Source organism: Actinophytocola oryzae (assembly GCF_004364325.1).
Classification (GTDB): Bacteria; Actinomycetota; Actinomycetes; order Mycobacteriales; family Pseudonocardiaceae; genus Actinophytocola; species Actinophytocola oryzae.
Genome location: NZ_SOCP01000001.1, coordinates 121,742 through 139,942 on the forward strand (window position 1 = coordinate 121,742; position 18,201 = coordinate 139,942).

General features: G+C 70.9%; 17 protein-coding genes. 6 read left to right on the top strand and 11 right to left on the bottom strand.

What is annotated here, in order from left to right:
* The first annotated feature begins 55 nt into the window (after nucleotides 1-55).
* Nucleotides 56-1,138: a glycoside hydrolase family 3 N-terminal domain-containing protein gene (locus CLV71_RS00565; protein ID WP_208297318.1), complete on the top strand. Its 1,083-nt coding sequence runs from the start codon at nucleotides 56-58 to the stop codon at nucleotides 1,136-1,138.
* A gap of 162 nt (nucleotides 1,139-1,300) precedes the next feature.
* Here CLV71_RS00565 and CLV71_RS00570 read toward each other — a convergent pair whose 3' ends face one another.
* Nucleotides 1,301-3,487, bottom strand: coding sequence for an MMPL family transporter (locus CLV71_RS00570; RefSeq protein ID WP_133900566.1), 2,187 nt, complete (start codon nucleotides 3,485-3,487; stop codon nucleotides 1,301-1,303).
* 163 nt (nucleotides 3,488-3,650) lie between these two features.
* Here CLV71_RS00570 and CLV71_RS00575 point away from each other — a divergent pair, with 163 nt between their 5' ends.
* A complete protein-coding gene (locus CLV71_RS00575) occupies nucleotides 3,651-4,214 on the top strand; it encodes a TetR/AcrR family transcriptional regulator (RefSeq protein WP_133900567.1) in 564 nt (187 codons plus the stop codon).
* A gap of 242 nt (nucleotides 4,215-4,456) precedes the next feature.
* Here CLV71_RS00575 and CLV71_RS00580 read toward each other — a convergent pair whose 3' ends face one another.
* Together CLV71_RS00580 and CLV71_RS00585 are read right to left on the bottom strand one after the other, a co-directional pair.
* Complete coding sequence (locus CLV71_RS00580) at nucleotides 4,457-4,771, bottom strand: DUF3618 domain-containing protein (RefSeq protein ID WP_133900568.1); 315 nt, start codon at nucleotides 4,769-4,771, stop codon at nucleotides 4,457-4,459.
* Complete coding sequence (locus CLV71_RS00585) at nucleotides 4,768-5,169, bottom strand: phage holin family protein (RefSeq protein ID WP_133900569.1); 402 nt, start codon at nucleotides 5,167-5,169, stop codon at nucleotides 4,768-4,770. Before CLV71_RS00585 ends, CLV71_RS00580 begins: the two co-directional genes overlap by 4 nt.
* 107 nt (nucleotides 5,170-5,276) lie before the next feature.
* Here CLV71_RS00585 and CLV71_RS00590 point away from each other — a divergent pair, with 107 nt between their 5' ends.
* Entirely contained in the window at nucleotides 5,277-5,546 is a 270-nt protein-coding gene (locus tag CLV71_RS00590) for a DUF4235 domain-containing protein (protein ID WP_279588701.1), read from the top strand.
* Nucleotides 5,547-5,556: 10 nt separating this feature from the next.
* Here CLV71_RS00590 and CLV71_RS00595 read toward each other — a convergent pair whose 3' ends face one another.
* The 7 genes from CLV71_RS00595 to CLV71_RS00625 form a co-directional block, all read right to left on the bottom strand.
* The gene (locus CLV71_RS00595; RefSeq protein ID WP_133900570.1) at nucleotides 5,557-7,419 is read right to left on the bottom strand and encodes an acyl-CoA dehydrogenase family protein; all 1,863 of its coding nucleotides are present in this window, start codon (nucleotides 7,417-7,419) and stop codon (nucleotides 5,557-5,559) included.
* Nucleotides 7,420-7,930: 511 nt separating this feature from the next.
* On the bottom strand, nucleotides 7,931-8,929 hold the full coding sequence (locus CLV71_RS00600) for an NAD-dependent epimerase/dehydratase family protein (RefSeq protein WP_133900571.1): 999 nt from the start codon (nucleotides 8,927-8,929) through the stop codon (nucleotides 7,931-7,933).
* A gap of 99 nt (nucleotides 8,930-9,028) precedes the next feature.
* Nucleotides 9,029-9,448: a ribonuclease domain-containing protein gene (locus CLV71_RS00605; RefSeq protein ID WP_243866118.1), complete on the bottom strand. Its 420-nt coding sequence runs from the start codon at nucleotides 9,446-9,448 to the stop codon at nucleotides 9,029-9,031.
* 205 nt (nucleotides 9,449-9,653) lie between these two features.
* Nucleotides 9,654-10,316 (bottom strand): response regulator, encoded by a 663-nt coding sequence (locus tag CLV71_RS00610; protein WP_133900572.1) that lies wholly within the window; start codon nucleotides 10,314-10,316, stop codon nucleotides 9,654-9,656.
* Nucleotides 10,313-11,602, bottom strand: a complete 1,290-nt coding sequence (locus CLV71_RS00615; protein ID WP_133900573.1) for a sensor histidine kinase — start codon at nucleotides 11,600-11,602, stop codon at nucleotides 10,313-10,315. Before CLV71_RS00615 ends, CLV71_RS00610 begins: the two co-directional genes overlap by 4 nt.
* On the bottom strand, nucleotides 11,536-12,534 hold the full coding sequence (locus tag CLV71_RS00620; protein ID WP_166663856.1) for a DUF418 domain-containing protein: 999 nt from the start codon (nucleotides 12,532-12,534) through the stop codon (nucleotides 11,536-11,538). Before CLV71_RS00620 ends, CLV71_RS00615 begins: the two co-directional genes overlap by 67 nt.
* Nucleotides 12,535-12,620: 86 nt before the next feature.
* Complete coding sequence (locus tag CLV71_RS00625; RefSeq protein WP_133900574.1) at nucleotides 12,621-14,939, bottom strand: LTA synthase family protein; 2,319 nt, start codon at nucleotides 14,937-14,939, stop codon at nucleotides 12,621-12,623.
* 498 nt (nucleotides 14,940-15,437) lie between these two features.
* On the opposite strand from CLV71_RS00625, the gene CLV71_RS00630 reads away from it, so the two are divergent.
* Together CLV71_RS00630 and CLV71_RS00635 are read left to right on the top strand one after the other, a co-directional pair.
* Nucleotides 15,438-16,427, top strand: a complete 990-nt coding sequence (locus CLV71_RS00630; protein ID WP_243866119.1) for a pectinesterase family protein — start codon at nucleotides 15,438-15,440, stop codon at nucleotides 16,425-16,427.
* 25 nt (nucleotides 16,428-16,452) lie between these two features.
* The gene (locus CLV71_RS00635) at nucleotides 16,453-16,761 is read left to right on the top strand and encodes a hypothetical protein (RefSeq protein WP_208297319.1); all 309 of its coding nucleotides are present in this window, start codon (nucleotides 16,453-16,455) and stop codon (nucleotides 16,759-16,761) included.
* 32 nt (nucleotides 16,762-16,793) lie between these two features.
* On the opposite strand, the gene CLV71_RS00640 is transcribed toward CLV71_RS00635, so the two are convergent.
* Entirely contained in the window at nucleotides 16,794-17,150 is a 357-nt protein-coding gene (locus tag CLV71_RS00640) for an ArsR/SmtB family transcription factor (protein WP_133900576.1), read from the bottom strand.
* Nucleotides 17,151-17,229: 79 nt separating this feature from the next.
* On the opposite strand from CLV71_RS00640, the gene CLV71_RS00645 reads away from it, so the two are divergent.
* Nucleotides 17,230-18,147, top strand: a complete 918-nt coding sequence (locus CLV71_RS00645; RefSeq protein ID WP_133900577.1) for a cation diffusion facilitator family transporter — start codon at nucleotides 17,230-17,232, stop codon at nucleotides 18,145-18,147.
* The last annotated feature ends 54 nt before the right edge of the window (nucleotides 18,148-18,201 follow it).

Consider the following 18,201-nt stretch of genomic DNA (forward strand, 5'->3'; position numbering starts at 1 on the left):
GGGTTATCGTTACCCTACACAGCGTTCGGGAGGAGCCATGCACAGGCGACGGTTGATGACGGGACTGGTCGGACTCGTGCTCGCCGGAGGCGTGATCAGCGGGACCGCTGTGGCGGACGACCAGGGCGTTCTCGCCGTCGCACGGGAAGCGGCGGGCCAGCGGGTGATCTACTCCTACCCGGGGCTCACGCCGCCCGACAGCCTCCTCGCCCGCATCCGCGCCGGGGAGGCCGCCGGGGTGATCTTCTTCGGGGAGAACATCTCCAGCCTCACCCAGATCCACGACGTGATCACGAAACTCCGTGCCGCGGGTGCGCAGAGCCCCAACCGCAACCCGCTCCTGCTGATGACCGACCAGGAGGGCGGGGTCGTCCGGCGGCTGCCCGGCGAACCCGCACTGTCCCACAAGGACATCGGTGCGTCCGCCGACCCCGGTGCCGCCGCGACGAACGCCGGGCGCGGGGCGGGCAAGAACCTCGCAGGCGTGGGCATGAACGTCAACCTCGCGCCCGTGCTCGACGTCTTCCACGCGCCGGGTGACCTCATGGACCAGTACGAGCGGTCCTTCAGCAGCTCGGCCTCGGTCGTCGCGGACCTCGGCGCCGCCTACGTCACCGCCCAACAGGCGGAGGGCGTCGCCGCGACCGTCAAGCACTTCCCCGGGCTGGGCAAGGCGAACGCGGCCGACAACACCGACACCAAGCCCCTCACCCTCACCACGTCGCTGACCACGCTGCGGACCGTCGACGAGGCGCCCTACCAGCAGTCGATCGCCGCCGGGGCGAAGCTCGTCATGCTCTCGTGGGCCGTCTACTCCTCACTCGACCCCGACCGGCCCGCCGGGCTCTCGCCGACCGTCGTGGGGCAGGAGCTGCGGTCCGTCCTCGGTTTCACCGGGGTGACGATCACCGACGCGCTCGAGGCGGGCGCACTGCGGGACTACGGCTCCACCGCCAACCGGGCCGTACTGGCCGCGGCGGCAGGCGCGGACCTCATCCTGGCGTCGGCCAGGGACGTCGGCCAGGGCGACGCGGCAGGCGATGCCCTGGCCGACGCGCTCACCGCTGGCACGCTCGACAGCGGTGCCTTCGGCGAGGCGCTGGCCAGGGTCAACGCCCTGCGCGCGAGCCTGAGCTAGTGCCGCGTCCAGGCGAGGAGGGCACGTTTCTCCGCGGCCCAGGCGGCCGCTGGCGGCGTTGCCGGAAAGCCCGAGTACAACCCGGTACGAGCGGCTTCCCGGCGCCTTGCCAGCGACCACCTGGATCCACGGATAAACGACCCTCCCCACCTGGACACGGCACTAGACGGTCGCGGGAACCCGCTCCCTCGGCGGCTCGCCGCCGCCGGGGGACTCGACCAGCCCTGCGCCCTCGACGTCCACGTTCGGCAGCACCCGGTCCAGCCAGCGCGGCAGCCACCAGGCCCGGCCGCCCAGCATGGACATCACCGCGGGCACGATCGTCATCCGCACCACGAACGCGTCGACCGCGATGCCGACCGCGAGCGCGAAGCCGATCGACTGGATCAGCGTGTCCTCGGCGAAGACGAAGCCCGCGAACACGCTCGTCATGATCAGGGCGGCCGCGACGACCACCCGTGCGCCGTGGGAGAAGCCGGACACGACCGCCTCGCGCGGCTCCGTGCCGTGCACGTAGTCCTCACGCATCCGCGTGACCAGGAACACCTGGTAGTCCATCGCGAGTCCGAAGAGGACGCCGATCATCAGGATCGGCAGCATGCTCATGATCGGGCCGGTCGACTCGACGCCGAGCAGGTCGGTGAGCCAGCCCCACTGGAACACCGCGACCACCGCGCCGAACGTCGCCGCGAGCGAGGCGAGGAACCCGATCGTCGCCTTCAGCGGCACCAGCACCGACCGGAACACCAGCATCAGCAGCACGAACGCGAGGCCGACGATCAGTGCCAGGTAGGGGATCATCGCGTCGGACAGCTTCTGCGACACGTCGATGTTCGCCGCCGTCTGGCCGGTCACCGAGATCGTCGCGCCGGTGCTGTCATGCAGCTCCGCCCCGACGGCACGGATCCTCGCCACGAGGTCCTCGGTGGCCACCTCGCTCGGCCCGGTCCTCGGGATGACGTTCAGGATCGCGGTGTCGCCGGCCTTGTTGACGCGTGGCGGCAGCACGGCCGCGACGCCGAGGTCGTCGACGCGCTTGGCCGTGTCGGTGACCGCGGTCCGCGGGTCACGGGCGAACGAGGTGTCGACCACGACGATCAGCGGCCCGTTCGCTCCCGGCCCGAAACCCTCGCTGACCAGCTCGTACGCCTTGTGCTGCGAGCTCTCCGGCGCGGCGGTCGAGTCGTTGGGCAGGCCGAGCTGCATGCTCGCGGCCGGGATGGCGATGACGGCGACGCCGACGACCGCGAGGCCCAGGGCCGCGACCCGGTGCCGGCCGACGAACCGTGCCCAGCGCTCGCCCATGCTGGCGCGACCGGGCTTCGGGCCACCACGCAGGCCGGGCAGCCTGCCGCGGACCCTGTCGCCGACGAAGCCGAGGATGGCGGGCAGCAGTGTGGTCGCGATGAGCACGGCGATCACGACCGTGGCCGCGGCGGCGAGGCCCATCTCGCCGAGGAAGGGGATGCCGACGACGGTCAGGCCGGCGAGCGCGACGATCACCGTGAGCCCGGCGAACACGACGGCCGACCCGGCGGTGCCGACCGCGCGGCCGACGGCGTGCTCGTGGTCGAGGCCGGTCCCCAGCTCGTTGCGGTAGCGGGACACGATGAACAGCGCGTAGTCGATGCCGACGGCAAGGCCGATCATCAAAGCGAGGACCGGGGTGTTGTTGTTCAGCTCGGTGAAGCCGGTCAGGACGAGCAGCCCGCAGAGGCCGATGCCGACGCCGACGAGCGCGGTGAGCAGCGGCAGCCCGGCGGCGAGCAGCGAGCCGAACGTGATCACGAGCACGATCGCGGCGACCGCGACGCCGAGGATCTCCGTCGCACCCGTCTCGGGCGCGCCACGCACGGCGTCACCGCCGATCTCGGCGTGCAACCCGGTGCTGTGCGCCGCCGCGACGAGGGCCTCGCGGTCGGCGTCGGTCAGCGCGAACGCCTGCTTGGCGTAGCTGACCTGGACGAGCGCGAGGCGGCCGTCCCGCGAGATCGACTGCATCTGGAACGGGTCGGCCGCCCCGATGACCTCCGGCGCGTCGTTGAGGGCCGCGACGACCTTCCTGACCTCGGCCTGGTTGGCGGGGGACCGGACGAAGTCCTGGCCCTCCGGCGCCTCGAGCACGACCCGTGCCGTGCCACCCCCGATGTGCGCCTCCGGGAAGGTCTTCTTGAGGTGGTCGATGGCCTGCTGGGACTCCGTGCCCGGGATCGTGACCGCGTTGGACATCGTGCCGGACAACCCGAGCGCGCCGATGCCCACGATGATCAGTACGGCGGCCCAGATCCCGGTGACCAGCCACCGTCGTCTGAAGGACGCCCGTCCGAGTCGGTACAGGAATGTCGCCATCGCCGGCCCCCTTGCTCGTCTGTTCAGTCGTAGCCGAAACTAGCCGATCGGCAGGTAAGGTGCTAGCCGATCGACAAGTATGTGACTAGCCGAACAGCAAGGGCTCAACTTGCCGAACGGTAAGCTGAGGAGGTACCGTCGAACTCTCAGCGAGGAGGCGGCCATGACGGCGACCAGGGGTGAGACCCGCGCCAGGTTGCTCGACACCGCACTCGGCCTGTTCACCGTGCACGGTGTGGAGGGCACGTCACTCCAGATGATCGCGGACGCGCTCGGCGTCACGAAGGCCGCGGTGTACTACCACTTCAGGACGAAGGACGAGATCACCGAGGCGGTGGCCGAGCCCGCGGTGCGCGAGCTGGTCGGGATGCTGGACCACGCGGCCACGATGGCCCGACCGGGTGCGCGGGCGGACTACCTGATCGACGGTTTCGTGGATCTGGTGGTACGCAACAGGGTGCTGGTGGCGGTGCTGTGCAGCGACCCGGGCGTGATCCGCACGATAGACCGCATCATGCACGGCGACGAGAGCGTGATGCTGCGCCTGCCCGCGATGCTGATAGGCCCGGACGCGGACGAGTCGGCCCTGGTCGCGGCCCACGTGGCACTGGCAGGCGTAGCGATGGCGGGCGGCTCCCCAGCCCTGGCCGTCCTGGACGACGAGGCACTGCGCCACCACCTCGCCGCCGCGATGCGCCGCCTGACTGGCCGCCCCCGCCGCCCCTAGCCCTCACCCCTTGTACTGAAGGACGCCTTCGGTGCGTGGGGCGTTACGAAGGACGCCTTCGGTGCGTGGGGCGTTACGAAGGACGCTTTCAGTGCGTGGGGCGTTACGAAGGACGCTTTCAGTGCGTGGGGCGTTACGAAGGACGCCTTCGGTGCGTGGGGCGTTACGAAGGACGCCTTCGGTGCGTGGGGCGTTACGAAGGACGCCTTCAGTACGTTGGGTCGGGGCCGGGGAGGTTCCGGTCAGCGGCGTTTCAGCAGTTGCCGCAGCAGGACCAGCAGCGCCACCAGTGCGGCCAGCGTTATCACGGGTTTGCGCGTCGCCGTCGTCACGACGGGGCGGACCGGCTCGGGGAGCTTCTCGGCCAGTTCGTCGCCCTTGGTGCGCAGCTCGGCGACCTTCCCCTGCGCACGCGCCTTGATATCGGCCTTGTCCGACAGTGCGGAGACGGTCTGCGCCAGCTCCTGGCGCGTCAGCTCCACGTCCGTCCGCAGATCCTCGTCCGTCGGCGGCTGGCCCGGCATCGTCAGGCGGTCCTTCTCGGTCCTGTCGGTCATCGCCGGGCCTCCTTGACCGCCTGGATGTCTTCCTTCGCGCTCTCGATCGCCTCGGCGGGGATCGGGGGCGTGCCTTCCTTCAACTGCTTGCGCGCGACCAGCACCGCGACGCCCGCGATCACGAACAACACCCCCGCGATGATCAGCGCCGCGGCCCAGGCCGGCAGCACCAACGCCAGCGCCAGCACACACGCGGCGACCAGCACCGCCCCGCCGTAGAACGCGAACACGCCGCCCGCGCCCGCGATCGCGGCGCCCAGACCGGCGTGCCGCGCCTTGTTCTTGAGTTCTCTCGTGGCGAGGGCGACCTCGTCACGGGCGAGCCGGCTGACCTGTTCTGTGAGGTCATGGACCAGCTCTGCCGTGGACTTGTCGGCTCGGCCCGTCGTGGTAGTCATGGTTCGGGCGTACCCGGGGCCGTGACCTGCAAACAAGGGATTCGTCCGGTCACTGTCGGGTACCCGTGACATCATCGGCGACCTGCCGGACATGGAGGAGTTTCGCGGTGAATGTCAACAAGATCCTGTACAAACCCGTCGGCATGGTCGTCGGTGTGCTCGGTGGCTTACTCGCCAGCGCGGTGTTCAACAAGGTGTGGGGCAAGGTCGCGGGCACCGACGAGGCACCCGACCCCACCGACAAGAAGGCGACGTGGGGCCAGGTCCTGCTCGCGGCGACCATCCAGGGCGCGATCTTCGGCGTGGTGAAGGCGGCCGTGGACCGCGGTGGCGCGGTCGGCTACCGCAAGGTCACCGGCGAGTGGCCCGACGACTGAGCCGCGCGAGTCACGTGAGTGGCGTGGTCACGTACTGCTCCGGGATCGCGAACGCGTCGACCAGCGTGCGCGCGCACGGGCGCAGCTCCTTGCACAGCACGTTGACCTCCGCCACCACCTTCTTCGCGAGCGGTGCGGACAGGCGGCCGTGCTCCAGGAACCACGCACGGTCCGCCTCGATGTTCGCCAGCGCGTAGAGGTCGCACACCTGGTTCAGCAGTGCCTTCGCGGCCGGGTCCGCGCAGCCGTCGATCGCCTTGGTGAACGCTTCCAGCACCAGGCGGTCGATGTGTGCGCGGCCCGCCCGCAGCACGTGGTCCTGCGCGTCGTTGAACACCTCGAACGGATCCGCCTCCGACGACGCCGCCGCACGCAGCCGCCGCGCGAGGCCGTCCAGCACGTGCTCCTCGCGGTCGGCGAACAGGTCCCGGTGCCACGCCCGGTCCCTCGGTTCCGGACTCGCGATCGAGCGGGCGGGCAGACGTTCCAGCACCGCACCCATCAGCTGCTCGGCCACCAGCTTCGCGGTCGCCAGCGGGCTGAGATCGGCGAAGTTGTCGCGGTAGTCGGTGAGCAGCCCCTTCGCGACCAGCTGAAGCAGCACGGTGTTGTCACCCTCGAACGTGGTGAACACGTCCGTGTCGGCCTTCAGCCCCGGCAGCAGGCTGTCCGCGAGGTAACCCGCACCGCCACAGGCCTCGCGCGCCATCTGGATGGCCGACGTCGCGTGCCACGTGGCGACCGCCTTGATGCCGGCGGCACGCGACTCCAGCACCCGCTGCGCCCGCTCGTCCGGCTCCGCCTCGCTGTGCACCTCGTGCAGCATCGCGACCAGCTCCTCCTGGGCGAAGTGCAGTGCGTAGCTCGTCGCGAGGGCGGGCAGCAGCTTGCGCTGGTGGGCAAGGTAGTCCAGCAGGACGACCTCGGTCTCCGCATCGGGACGCCGGAACTGGCGGCGTGACTCACCACGCCGCACGGCGATCGCGAGCGCCCGCTGGGTCGCGCTGCCCGCACTGCCCGCCACGCTCACCCGACCCCGGACCAGCGCCCCCAACGTCGTGAAGAACCGCCTGCTGTCGCTCTCGATCGAACTCGTGTACTCACCGTCGGCCGACACGTCGCCGTACCGGTTGAGCAACGCCTCACGCGGCACCCGCACGCCGGAGAACCACAACCGCCCGTTGTCTACCCCGTTCAGGCCGCCCTTGGGCCCGCAGTCCTCGATGCGCACACCCGGCATCGGTCGGCCTGTCTCGTCGCGGATCGGCACCAGGAACCCGTGCACGCCGTAGCTCCGATCCCCGATGACGAGCTGCGCGAACACCACGGCCATCCGCCCGTCCCGCGCCGCGTTGCCGATGTAGTCCTTGCGTGCGTCGTCGTCGGGGGTGTCGACGACGAACTCGCCGTCCACATAGGTCGCGGTGGTCCGCAGGTGCTGGACGTCGGAGCCGTGGCCGGACTCCGTCATCGCGAAGCAGCCGGGCAGCGCCAGCGAGATGATGTCCGCCACGTACTTCTCGTGGTGGCGGGCCGTGCCGAGCATCTGCACCGCGCCGCCGAACAGGCCCCACTGGACGCCCGCCTTGACCATCAGGGACAGGTCGCCGTAACCGAGCAGCTGGAACGAGACGACGGAGCCGCCGATGTCGCCCTCGCCGCCGTACGCCCTGGCGAACCCCAGCTTCGGGTGCCCGGTGTCGACCAACTCCGCGAGCTGCTCCCACACCCGGGCGCGGTGGGTCTCGCGGTCGAGGTCGTAGGAGTCGGCCAGCTTCGTGGCGGCCATCCGGTCCCGCAGCCGTCCGCGCAGTTCGGCCCACCGCCCATCGAGGACGGTCGTGAGCGCGGCAGGGTCGACGTGGTCGTTCATGATGCATCAATACCCCACGTCAGGACAGCTCACACGGTGGCATTGGCTCTGTGGCATTGGCCTCGCTCCGCTCGGCGGCTCGCGGCCTTTACCCGACGCCTTCCCTCCTGCGCGCGAAGGTCCCTGGGCTCGTTCCTCGCGCAGGGATCTTCGTGCTCGTCAGTCCAGGCGTCGGCGGCCGCTCGCGGTGGCATTGGTCTCGCTTCGCTCGGCGGTTCGCGGGCTTTACCCGACGCCTTCCCTCCTGCGCGCGAAGGTCCCTGGGCTCGTTCCTCGCGCAGGGATCTTCGTGCTCGTCAGTCCAGGCGTCGGCGGCCGCTCGCGGTGGCATTGGTCTCGCTTCGCTCGGCGGTTCGCGGGCTTCATCCGGTGTCTTGCCTCCTGCGCGCGAAGGTTCCTGGGGCTCGTTCCTCGCGTTGGGGCCCTCGTGCTCGTCAGTCCAGCTGTCGGTGGCCGCTCACGGGACATGGCCTCGCTCCGTGAGGTGGACGCGGGCTGTGCCGGTGGCCGTTCACCGGGTAGCCGGGAGCCTTCCGTGGGCCACGAGGCTCTCGCCGCATGCGATCACTGCTTCGGCCCCGGGGCGGGGGTGCCAGCCGAGGAGGCGTTCGGCCTTTGCTGTGGTGTGGCGGGCGCGGCGGCCCAGGGCGGGCATGATCTCGCGCAGGGTCGGGTCGGTGATGGAGGCCAGGCGGACGGCCAGGTTCGGCAGGGTGCGGGTCGGTACCCTGCTCGCCGCGGCGCCGAGGCCCGCACGCAGGGCCATGGCCATGTCGTGCATCCACATGAACTCGCCGGTGGCCAGGAAGCGTTCGCCCGCGGCGGCGGGAGCCGTCATCGCGCGGAGGTGGATGTCGGCCACGTCGCGGACGTCGACCACCTCGAAGCCGATCCTCGGGGTGCCGGGCATCCCGGACAGCAGCCGCGCGACGATCTGGACCGAACCCAGCGTGTCCGGGTTCAGGACCGGGCCGAACACCGCGCCGGGCAGGACCGTGACCAGCTCGGTCTCCTTGTCCGCCATGAACTCCCACGCCGCCCGCTCGGCCAGCGTCTTCGACCGGCGGTAGGCGGGCAGCGACCGGTCGGCCGGGTCCGTCCACAGTGTCTCGTCGCTGACACTCTCGTCACGGTAGGACGACGGGCTCGCCGCGTTCGCCGCGGACGTGACCACCACCCGTGACACCCCCGCCGCCACCGCCGCGCCCAACACCCGCAGCGTGCCGTCGCGCGCCGGGCCGACGAGGCCGTTCGCGTTCGTGTCGATGCCCAGCGGGGACGCGACGTGCAGCACGTGGGAGCAGCCCTCGGCCGCCGCGCGCCAGCCCTCGTCCCCGGTCAGGTCCGCGACGGCGAAGGTGAGCCGTCCGTCGGCGTCCAGCATGCGGCGGACCGCCTCGGCCTTCGCGGCGGAGCGCACGGTCGTCCGCACCTCGTGGCCGCGGTCCAGCAGCTGCTTCACACACCAGCCCGCGACGTAACCAGTCCCGCCGGTGACGAGGACCGTCATCGTGCCTCCCAAATTCGTTAGCCATACGGCTAACGAAAATGCTAGCACGGTACCGCGTGCCCCGGGCGCCGACGGTCCGGCACCCGTGGCACGGACGGCTCAGAGCCGGTAGAAGTCGACGTAGTGGTTGGGGGAGAACCAGACCACGCCGGTGTTCAGGTCCACGATGATCCGGTAGGCGTCACGCGCGGCGCCACACGACCGCGGGAACACGTCGAACTCGCGGAACGAGTGTCCGCTGGGCAGCTCACCCTCGAGGTTGCGGTAGGTGCCGCCCGCGAAGTTGCACTGGCCGTTGGGCCAGTCGTACCACCCTCGGCTGCCCGGGTAGCCCTTCGACTGCCACGTCGTGTTGGCCGAGCGGGCGTTGGAGCAGCGGGAGATGTTGCAGGAACTGTAGACGGTCGCGTCGGCGGCGGGCGTGGCGACGACCGACACGCCGACCATCGACGCCATGGCCATCAGCGTGACGGCGAGCCGCCTCGGCCAGGCGAGCCGTGTGCGTTGCAGGGTGCGCACGATTTCCTCCTTGGCAGGGAACAAGGACACTGACGATGGTGACTTCGTTTCCGCGCCGGGCACATGAGGAGGCCCATCAAGGTTTGGTGAACGTCCTTCCCTGGGAACGTGTTACCTGGGAACCCCGCGCCCGGCCCGGAACGCACTGAAGGCGTCCTTCGTAACGCTGGGCGCACTGAAGGCGTCCTTCAGTGCGGTCGCGGCGTCAGCGGCCCGGGCGGACCACACCGCTCTCGTAGGCGAGGACCACGGCCTGCACGCGGTCGCGGCAGCCCAGCTTGGCCAGCACGTTGCCCACGTGCGTCTTGACCGTCGACGCGCTCACCACGAGTGTGTCCGCGATCTCCGTGTTGGACAGGCCCTTCGCGACCAGCAGCAGGATCTCCCGCTCCCGCTCGGTGAGGCCGGCGAGCGCCCCCGGCACCGGCGGCGGCTCGGACACGCGCGAGAACTCGGCGATCAGCCGCCTGGTGACCGCGGGCGCGACCAGCCCGTCCCCGGCCGCGACCACCCGGACCGCCGCGACGAGGTCGTCGGGTTCGGTGTCCTTCAACAGGAACCCGCTCGCCCCCGCCCGCAGCGCCGCGAACACGTACTCGTCGAGGTCGAACGTCGTGATCACCAGCACCGGCACCGGATCGGCCACCGAGGCGCCCGCCAGCTCGCGGGTCGCGGCGATGCCGTCGGTCACGGGCATCCGCACGTCCATCAGCACCACGTCCGGGCGGTGGCGTCGCGCGGCGGTGACCGCGGCCGACCCGTCCGCGGCCTCGGCGACCACCTCGATGTCCACCTCGGACTCCAGGATCGTGCGGAAACCGGCCCGCACCACGGCCTGGTCGTCGGCGACCACGACCCGGATCGTCACGCCGACTCCTGCCGGGCCAGCGGCAGCCGCGCGGCGATCTCCCACCCGCCGCCGTCCGCGGGCCCGACACGCAGTTCCCCGCCGCAGTGCCGGATCCGCTCACGCATCCCGACCAGCCCGTGCCCGCCACCGCCGGTACCCGGCGCCTCGGCCCGTCCGTTGCGGACCGTCACCGACACGCCCGCCGCCCGGTACACAACCGCGATCGAGACGGCCGCGCCCGGCGCGTGCTGGCGCGCGTTGGTCAGGCCCTCCTGCACGAGCCGGTACGCGGCGATGTCCGCGGCGGGCGACAGAGGTGCCACCGTGCCCGTGACCTCGACCGTGACGGTCATCCCCAGGTCCCGCGACGCCGTCACCAGGCCGTCCACCGTGGACAGTGAGGCGACGTCCGTGTCACCTGCCCGCATGATCCCGACCAGCTGTCGCATGGCGGTCAGCGTACGGCGCCCCTGTGTGCGGATCGCCCGCAGCGCGTCCCTCGCCTGCGCGGGGTCCCGTTCGACGAGCCGGTCGGCGGCACCCGCCTGCACGACGATCGCGGACAGGTCGTGCGCGGCCACGTCGTGCAGCTCCCGCGCGATCCGCGCCCGCTCCTGCGCGGCGGCCGCCTCGGCACGCAGCTCCCGCTCCTCCTCCAGCCTGCCGACCCTGGCGGCCAGCTCCGCCGCGTACGCACGCGTGGTCTGGACGTACAGGCCGACCAGCCCGGGGAGCGCGAACGTGCCTGCCGAGATCAGCACCACGCTGGCCGGCGCACCGCCGTCGTAGGCCCAGAACGTGGCCACGAGGTGCAGGTGCCCGCCGAGCGCCGTCGACACGATCCCGCCGACGGCGTGCGCGGCGGCGGCGACGGAGAGCGCGACGACCGCCTGCCCTCGGGGGAGCAGCGTGGCCACGGTGTACGCGCACACCACCACGCCGATCCCGGTCAGCCAGTAGGCGGCGGGCAGGGCGGTCGCGGCCAGCACCACGGCCACGGCACCGCCCAGCGCGGGCAGGGGAGTGCGGCGCCGCAGCGCGATCGCCGCGAAGTCCAGTGTGGACAGCACGGTCGCGGTCGCGACCACCCAGCCCGCCGAGGGGAGCCTGCCGTCGTTCAGCAGCAGCGCGAGCGGGATCCGGCCGAGGCCGAGGACCGCGAGCACGGCGGCGACGACGGTGTCCCGCCCGGCGGGCGTGTGACCGCCGAGCCGGGCGAGCGACCGCCGCCACCGTGTCATCGAGAGCCCGCCTCCCGCCGGATCGGGATCCGCCGCCAGTACGTCACCGTCCGCCACGACCATTCCAGCGGACCATAGCCGAAGCCGCGCAGCCACAGCGGACTCCACACCGCCTGGACGACCAGGATCGCGGCGCCGAGCAGTCCCACGGTGCCCCACTCGTTCGACCAGCGCAGGCCCAGCAGGCCGCCGAACAGCACGAAGAGCACGGTCGCGGACAGGTAGTTCGTCAGCGCCATCCTGCCGAGCGGCGCGAACACCGCCGACAGCACCGGCCCTGCCGGTGTGCGCAGCAACAGCAGGAACGCGGCGGCGTAGGCGCCTGCCATGCTCATCGAGAACAGCAGCCCGAACCAGCGGCCGACCAGCTCGCCACCCGTGTCCGTGACCACGACGAGGTAGGACACCCCGGCGAGGACCGCGCAACCCGCCACCGCGACGCCCAACGCCACGCCGAGCTGCTCGAGCCGTTCGGCGAAACCGTTCTGCGCCAGCGCGAAGCCCAGCACGAAAAGCCCTGGCAGCACGCCGAAACCGCCCACGCCCGCCAGTACGCCCGCGACCGTCAGCACCGCACCGGCGATCAGGTTCACACGTGCCGGTGCGTAGCTCAGCGGCAGCAGCACGACCAGCCCGGTGATCGCGAACGGCAGCAGCACCTCGCCCGGCTGCAGGAGGTGGTGCAGCACGCCGAGAACGCCGAGGAACACGAGCCTGCGTGCCATCGGCACCCTCGGCTTGTCCGTGCGGCGGGTCGCGGACCGCAGGAACAACCCGAAGCCGAGCCCGAACAGCAGGTAGAAGATCGGGTAGAACCGGCCGAGCACGAACAGCCTGATGCCGGCAGGCGCCTGCGACAGGTCGTGCATCATGTCCATGGTCTGGGGGATGTTGATGAAGATGATCCCGCACAACGCGAAGCCACGCAGGGCGTCCAGCGCCGCGATGCGCCGGGTGGTCGGTGCCGCGCCGGTCTCTCTCGTCGATGCCGTCATCGCCTCATCGTGGCGCGACGACGGTGCCCGCCACCTCCACCCGCGTAACGGAGTCGGCCTCGTACCTCAGGACGAGGCCGACTCGCCTATCTGGGTGAGGCGGCGTGCGTGTCGGTCTTCCCCGGCCCGCTCGGCGGCCCGTACGCGGCCAGGAACCTGTCGCGGAACTGGTCCATCGGCCAGACCGGCGCCTTCGGGCTCGGGTTCAGGCCTTCGTCCCAGCCCCACCCCCGCATGTCCCTCATGACGGCCGGGTCCTTCGCGACGATCGTGATCGGCACGTCGCGGGTGCCCTCTTGGCTCGCGATGATCGGCGCGGGCTGGTGGTCGCCGAGGAACACGACCACCAGGTCGTCGTCGCCGTAGGTCCTGATGTAGGAGATCAGCGACTGCAGCGAGTACTTGATCGACGCCGTGTACGCGGCCCGCACCTTCGTCGGGTCCGGCCACACGTCGCCCGCCTGCGGGCCCTTGGCGGGCATCGGGTCGTAGACCGAGCCGTCGCCGACCTTGTCCCAGTCGACCATGGTCGGTATCGGCGTGAACGGGGTGTGGCTCGAGACCAGGTCGATCTCGGCCATCACCGGGCCGTACCTGCGCCGCTCGTCGTGCTCGAACCGCTGGAGCGTGTACTGGTCGGGCACGGGGCCGTAGCCGAACTTCGGGCCCTCGTAGCCGACGTTGCGCGAGTCGTACACCTTGTCGAAGTGGTACATGTCGCCGTCGGGCCAGTCCTCGGTGTTGGCGGGCACGACGCCGGAGGTGCGCCAGCCCGCGCGGTTGAACGCGATGGACAGCGTCATCCGGTCCAGCTCGTTGAGCGTGAAGCGGCGTTGCTGGTTGTCGACCCAGAGGCCGGTCTGGAGCGTCGCGTGGGCGAGCCAGCTGCCGCCGCCGTAGGTCGGGGAGGTCAGGAACGCGCTCGCCGAGTCGAATCCCGCCGACTTCAGCTCCTCGGTGCCCTCGTCGAGCACCGGGTCGATCACCGGCGCGGAGTCGGACTTCTCGACGGCGACCCGCCCGTAGCTCTCGACGAACACGAACAGGACGTCCTTGCCCCGCAGGGAGGTGAGCAGGTCCTTGCCCGGGGTGTAGCGGTACTTGTCGTCCGCGGCCTGCGCGGCGAACGTCTTGCCGTCGGTGAGGCCCTCGCGGACCTGGCGCACGTCGTCGTAGACGTGGTCGGCGGCACTGCGGGACGCGATCGGCTCCTGCGGTGTGAGCTGGACGCCGGAGAGCGCGGCGACGAGCCAGACGACACCGAGCGCGGCGAGGAGGTGCGTGGCGCGGCTGCGGTGCCCGAGCCCAAGGCGGGTGAGCCGCCGGACCGCGAAGACCATCAGCACCATGATCGCGAACACGAGCAGGATGACGGCGATGACCGCGAGCACCGCGCCGACCTGCCCGACGGAGGTGACCACGAAGTCGAGTGCCGGGCCGAAGAACGTCCAGTCGAAGATGACGTGGAACGGGCGGTCGAACACCTCGTAGAAGCCCATGTCGAGGAACTTCACGATCATGAGCAGGCCGAGGCCGGCGCCGATCACGATGACGGCGACACGCCGTGCCCTGGTGCCGAGGACGAGCACGAGCGCGGCGGCCATCAGCCCCTCGACGGGGATGCGGGCGTACGCGGCGAGCCCGAGCTGACCGAGCTGGTTGGGCCCGACGAGCGCGGCGAGCACGAGCAGCCCGGCGAGGGCGGTGAGCACCCACCTGGTCTTCGTGCGGGGTTCCTCGGCGGTGTCGGTCTCGGTCTCGGGCGCGGTCTCGCGGTGCTGGTGGAGCCACCGGACGTCCTGGACGTGGAGGACGGCGAGGGTGCCGAGCGCCAGCGCGGTGACGATGATCGCGACGACGGTCGGGAGCAGCCCCGTGGCGACGGCGGTGAGCACGAACCCCTGTGCCGCCGTGACGATCGTGCGGGTCCGCTGCGGCGGCAGGTCCCCGCGCAGCCAGGTGAACCACCGTCCCGCGGCGAGGAGCAGGTAGTGCGCGAGCCCGATGGCCATGACCCACACCCCGAGCCGGGTCGCGACGAAGGCGCTGAGCGCCAGCACGAGGAAGGCGTCGACCTCGTCGGCGAACCTCCTGGCGAACTCGTCCTCCGCCCGCCTGACCAGCCCCAGCGCGAGGGCGACCACCGAGATGACGACGAGCGCGAGCACGGGGTCGGGCCGGGGGTCGGTGGTCTCCACGACGAGCGCGGCGACCCCGCCGACCGCCACGGCTCTGGCGAGCGTGACCCGCGAGGCCGTGTCGAGCCTCTCGATGCCGTAGCGCTGGATTCCGTCGGCGAGCACGGCCCACCCCAGCACCGCGTACGCGATGCCGGCGAGCCAGCCCGCCGGTCCCAGCCGGACGGCGACGGTCAGCACGACGAACAGGACGATCAGTACGTCCACCGCCGTGACCATCGCCCGAACCGGGGATTGCCCTCGTCCCGCCACGCGTTCCTCCCGAGCTTCGGTCCCTCGTACTCGATACGAGCGATCACCGGGTCCGGTTCTCACCGGACGTCCGCGCGGTGCCGACCGGGGGCGGCAGGGGATGGTTCGCCGAGGTCAGCGGCTTGGCAGGCATTCGCCGGGGGCGCCGGCAGTCCATGACCGATTTGGACGGGTGGTACCCGCTTGTCCGTCACATGCGCTTACGGGGCAAAACCGTTCGCCGAACTGTCCGAAAAGGACGGTGAGCGTGGTGGGCTTGTCTGCCCCGATACGGTGTGTTAACGTTCACATCACTTGTGCGATGGCGTTCCCTGCATCTAACCGCCATCGGATAGTTGTCTCAGCGGTCGGAATCGTCGCGGGCCTGGTGCTCTGCGCGGCCGCCGCCGCGCGCGTTCATGCGTAGGTGTTAGCGATCACATGTGGGTTTCTCAACGTGGAGGAGCTTTGGTGATGTCTCGTTCCCTCGTATCCCGGTTTTCCGGAAGTCTTCTCGCGCTCGCGACGGGCCTGGCCGGTGTCGTGTTCGCCCCGGCGACCGCCCAGGCGGCGACGCTCACCGTCGCGGCCGACGGGTCGGCCACCTACCGGACCGTCCAGGCCGCGGTCAACGCCGCGCCGACCAACAGCACCAGCCGCACCACCATCACCATCAAGGCGGGCACCTACCGGGAGATCGTGACCATCCCCGCCAACAAACCCCTGATCACGCTGCAGGGGCTCGGGTCGTCGCCGTCGCAGGTGGTCATCGTCAACAACCACTCCGCCTACAACAACGGCGGCACCTTCAACAGTGCGACCGTGTTCGTCTACGGACGTGACTTCCTCGCCACCAACCTCACCTTCTCCAACGACTTCAACGAGAGTTCCGTACCAGCCGACCCGCAGGCGCTCGCCCTGCACCTCAACTCCGACCGCGCCGTGCTGAACAACGTCCGGCTGCTCGGCGACCAGGACACCTTCCTCATCAACGACTCCGCACGCGCCTACGTCGTCAACTCCTACATCGAGGGCACCGTCGACTTCATCTTCGGCGGCGGCACCGCCGTGCTCAACGGCTGCGACATCTACGAGAAGCGCTCCACCGGCGCACCCATCACCGCCGCCCGCACGGCCTCCGGCAAGACCTACGGCTTCCTCGTCTACAAGTCCCACATCCGTGGTGGTTCGGCCGCGGGCACCACCCAGCTCGGCAGGCCGTGGGGGCCGACCGCGCAGGTGCTCTACCGAGAGTCCACTCTGGACAACGTGATCAAGACCTCGCAGCCGTGGACCGACATGTCCGGCAACGCCTGGCAGAACGCACGCTTCACCGAGTACCGCAACACCGGTGCCGGTGCGGGCACGGGCAGCAACCGCCCGCAGCTCGCCGACTCCCAGGCCGCGAACTACACCCCCCAGCGGTACCTCGCGGGTTCCGACGGCTGGAACCCCGTCGGCTGAGTGCTCCACACCCGATACTGGTCGTATGCCTGAACCGGACGACCGGGAACTGACGACGCTGCTCGACAGGCTCTCCCTCGAGGAGAAGGTGGGCCTGCTGACCGGCCGGGACTTCTGGACCACCTGGCCGTCCGAGACGATCGGCCTTCGCGCGATGCTCGTCTCGGACGGCCCGTCCGGCGTGCGCGGCGCGGTGTGGGACGAGCGCGACCCGTCCCGTGGCCACGACCGCGCTTTCGCCGACTGGCGAGCGGTGGCTGGCACCACGAGCCGGGCGGGTTCGACGTGCTGGTCGGCACGTCCGTGGAGGACCTGCCGCTGCGTGCCCGGGTGACGAGGCCCGCGGCGCCGGGCACGTAGGGCGCGCTAGTCGTGGTCGGGAAGGTCCGCGACCTGGTGTTGGGCGGTCCCCAGCGCCTCGGCGAGCATGCGCCGGACGTGGTCGCCACGCACGCGGTACAGGGCTCGCCTGCCGTCGCGGCGAGTGGTCACCAGCCCGGTCAGGCGCAGCTTGGCCAGGTGCTGTGACACCGCGGGCCGAGCGATGCCGACCGCGGCCGCGAGGGTCGTGACGTCGTACTCCCCGCCGGACAGCAGCCACATCATCCGCAGCCGTGTCGGGTCGGCCAGCATGCGGAAGGACTCCACCGCGACGTCGATCTCCTCGGCAGGCGGCAGCTCCCCCCAGTGCGGCGCGTCCGGCCCGGCGTCACGTGCGTACATGAGCAACCATCCTGCCACTGCCAGTCGCTGGCAGTTGCATCGTTGTCGCGTGCGTACATGAGCACGTATTGTGCCCGACATGCACGGACACGGTGACGGCCATGGTCACGGTCACGGACACCGGGAGCTGGAGAGCACCCGGGACGGCATGCGCGCGCTGTGGATCTCCTTCGCCGCGTTGCTGGTCACGGCGGTCGCGCAGGCGGTGCTGGTCGCGGTCACCGGCTCCGTCGCACTGCTCGGCGACACCCTCCACAACTTCGCCGACGCGCTCACCGCCGTCCCGCTCGGTGTCGCGTTCGTGCTCGGCAAGCGTGCGGCGACCCGCCGGTTCACCTACGGCCTCGGCCGCGCCGAGGACCTGGCCGGTCTCGTGATCGTCCTGGTCATCGCGTCCTCGGCGGCGCTCGCCGCCTGGCAGGCCGTCGACCGGATCGTCCACCCCCGCGACATGACCCACGTCGGCTGGGTCGCGGTCGCGGGTGTGGTCGGTTTCGCGGGCAACGAGCTGGTCGCCCGCTACCGCATCACGGTCGGCAGACGGATCGGGTCGGCCGCGCTCGTCGCCGACGGCCTGCACGCCCGCACCGACGGCTTCACGAGCCTGGCAGTCCTGGTCGCCGCGGGCGGTGCCGCGCTGGACCTGCGGTGGGTCGACCCGGTCGTCGGCCTGGCCATCGCGGCGATGATCCTCACGGTGCTGTGGGGTGCGGCGAAGGAGGTGTTCGGCCGCGTGCTCGACGCGGTCGACCCGGAGCTGACCGCCAGGGCCGAGGACGTCGTCCGCGGCACGGACGGCGTCCGCGCCGCGGGCTGGCTCCGCATCCGCTGGCACGGCCACAGCCTCACCGCCGAGGTCGACGTCGAGGTCGACCCGGCCCTGACGGTGACGGACGCCCACACCATCGCCCACCACGTCGAAAGCCGCCTGATCAGTGCCGTGCCGAGGCTGGCGCGGGCGACGGTCCACACACAGCCTGCCGGCGCCCGTCACTGACCGGGCCGAGGACACGTTTACAGTCGTCGCAGCGATTGACTCCGATGACAGGTG

Bases quoted from the DNA above. Each gene is read 5' to 3' on its own strand.
- CLV71_RS00565 (WP_208297318.1), top strand. From the start codon at position 56: ATGACGGGACTGGTCGGACTCGTGCTCGCCGGAGGCGTGATCAGCGGG.
- CLV71_RS00570 (WP_133900566.1), bottom strand. From the start codon at position 3,487: ATGGCGACATTCCTGTACCGACTCGGACGGGCGTCCTTCAGACGACGG.
- CLV71_RS00575 (WP_133900567.1), top strand. From the start codon at position 3,651: ATGACGGCGACCAGGGGTGAGACCCGCGCCAGGTTGCTCGACACCGCA.
- CLV71_RS00580 (WP_133900568.1), bottom strand. From the start codon at position 4,771: ATGACCGACAGGACCGAGAAGGACCGCCTGACGATGCCGGGCCAGCCG.
- CLV71_RS00585 (WP_133900569.1), bottom strand. From the start codon at position 5,169: ATGACTACCACGACGGGCCGAGCCGACAAGTCCACGGCAGAGCTGGTC.
- CLV71_RS00595 (WP_133900570.1), bottom strand. From the start codon at position 7,419: ATGAACGACCACGTCGACCCTGCCGCGCTCACGACCGTCCTCGATGGG.
- CLV71_RS00600 (WP_133900571.1), bottom strand. From the start codon at position 8,929: ATGACGGTCCTCGTCACCGGCGGGACTGGTTACGTCGCGGGCTGGTGT.
- CLV71_RS00615 (WP_133900573.1), bottom strand. From the start codon at position 11,602: ATGGTCGTGGCGGACGGTGACGTACTGGCGGCGGATCCCGATCCGGCG.
- CLV71_RS00620 (WP_166663856.1), bottom strand. From the start codon at position 12,534: ATGACGGCATCGACGAGAGAGACCGGCGCGGCACCGACCACCCGGCGC.
- CLV71_RS00630 (WP_243866119.1), top strand. From the start codon at position 15,438: ATGTCTCGTTCCCTCGTATCCCGGTTTTCCGGAAGTCTTCTCGCGCTC.
- CLV71_RS00635 (WP_208297319.1), top strand. From the start codon at position 16,453: ATGCCTGAACCGGACGACCGGGAACTGACGACGCTGCTCGACAGGCTC.
- CLV71_RS00640 (WP_133900576.1), bottom strand. From the start codon at position 17,150: ATGTACGCACGTGACGCCGGGCCGGACGCGCCGCACTGGGGGGAGCTG.
- CLV71_RS00645 (WP_133900577.1), top strand. From the start codon at position 17,230: ATGCACGGACACGGTGACGGCCATGGTCACGGTCACGGACACCGGGAG.